The organism is Polaribacter sp. PL03, from assembly GCF_033875165.1.
In the GTDB taxonomy this organism is placed as follows: Bacteria; Bacteroidota; Bacteroidia; order Flavobacteriales; family Flavobacteriaceae; genus Polaribacter.
The window spans coordinates 1-1,594 of sequence record NZ_JAWZSV010000032.1 but is presented as its reverse complement, the minus strand read 5'-3'; the positions used below and the strand labels follow the sequence as shown (position 1 = coordinate 1,594).

Annotated in this window: 1 protein-coding gene; it reads right to left on the bottom strand. The window is 29.0% G+C overall.

Translation table 11 applies throughout. The features are described from left to right. Positions 1-227 precede the first annotated feature (227 nt). The gene (locus SHK09_RS15380; RefSeq protein ID WP_319811676.1) at positions 228-1,445 is read right to left on the bottom strand and encodes an MFS transporter; all 1,218 of its coding nucleotides are present in this window, start codon (positions 1,443-1,445) and stop codon (positions 228-230) included. Between the last annotated feature and the right edge of the window lie 149 nt (positions 1,446-1,594).

Sequence of the window (1,594 nt, the reverse complement as noted above, 5' to 3'; positions counted from 1 at the left end):
TAAACTCCGCATTTTAAAAAATCTAACGAGCGAGAGAGTGTTCCACAAATATTCAGTTTTTTTGTTTTTTAGAGTTTCAATTCCGCATTTTTGGATTTTTGAGCAATGAAATATAACGTGTTTGTGTATGATTTTTTGCGTGTTTTAAGAGACTAATTTACTAAATAAAACACTAACTAAGAAAGTCCGTTTGGACTTTCGTAAATGAGCTAAAAGCCAGCAATTAATTATACACGGTGTTGTAGGTAGTTTTTTTTATTCCACCATACGAATACAATTAACCCAATTCCGACAATACTCATTGCTGTAATTCCGAATTTCAATCCTAAAATTGGGTTGTCATAAAACCTATCATTGAACAAACCAAAAATTAGAGAGATTAATCTTGTTGGTAAAAAAGCCAAACTAATTAAAATTGCTAAATATTTTGGGTTTGAATATTTTGTTAATATTGAATGAATAATTGGTGCAATATGAATTTCCGAAATTCCAAGAAAAAGTAATGACACTAAATATGTAATTGTGTGTTTGTCGGCAGGAATCTCTGGAATTAGAAATAATATTCCAAATGAAATTACTCCAAAAATAAAACCAAGCATTAATTTAAAGAATTGACTAGTGTAGAAAAAAGTCCACAAAGTAATTGCAATTAAACTAATTGGTAAAATAAAAATAGCGCTTATAGATTTCCATAGATGTTTCGGGATATTCCAAGTAGATATTTCACTTAATTGTAATTGTAAATCAAAATTCCGAATGTTTGAGATTTCGTAAATGCTCCAAAATAGTCCAACAACAAGAAATGCAATTAAAATGTTTAATATTCTTTTGTCTATTGAAAGTTTATTTTTTTCAATTTTAAATTCTTCTTTTTCCTTTAAAATAAGAATTGGAACTATTGATACTAACATTAGTACTCCAGATATAATAAACCCAATGTTATAACCAAAAGTTGCTCCTAAATACCCAATTAGTAAAACCCCAAGAAATGAACCTAGATTTATGGCAAGATAAAATATAGTAAACCCAGAATCTAATAGTTTATTTTTGTTTAGATATAACTTTCCAAAATTTGAGGTAATATTTGGCGTGAAAAACCCGTTACCTAAAACGATAAGAAATAATCCTAAGTAAAGTCCAATTGTTGAAGGAATGCATAAGATAAATATTCCGACTGCTTGAATAATTCCACCAATAATTACTGACTTTCTATTTCCGATAAGTAAGTCTCCAAAAAGTGCTCCTATGATTTGAGAAAAAACCAATGAACCTATAAGCCAACCATAGATCTTTATTGCTTCAGCTGTTTCCATATTCAATGTTTCTCCAACCATATAAAGAATTATAAGAGCTCGAAAACCATAATAAGATGCTCTTTCGAACATTCGAGAAAAAGCGAAGTAAAAAGTTTCTTTTGTGTGTTTCTGATTTTGAATTTTTTCCATTCAGTTTATTTGGTTGGTAAATTACCTACAACGTTTGTGTATAAAAATAGTTGCGTTTTAAGTGTGCGAGGAATTTCGGAACGAAATTCAGAAGCAAACTTAAAAAAGCAACGAACATTGTTAAAGCACTAATTTAGCAATTTTTTTTA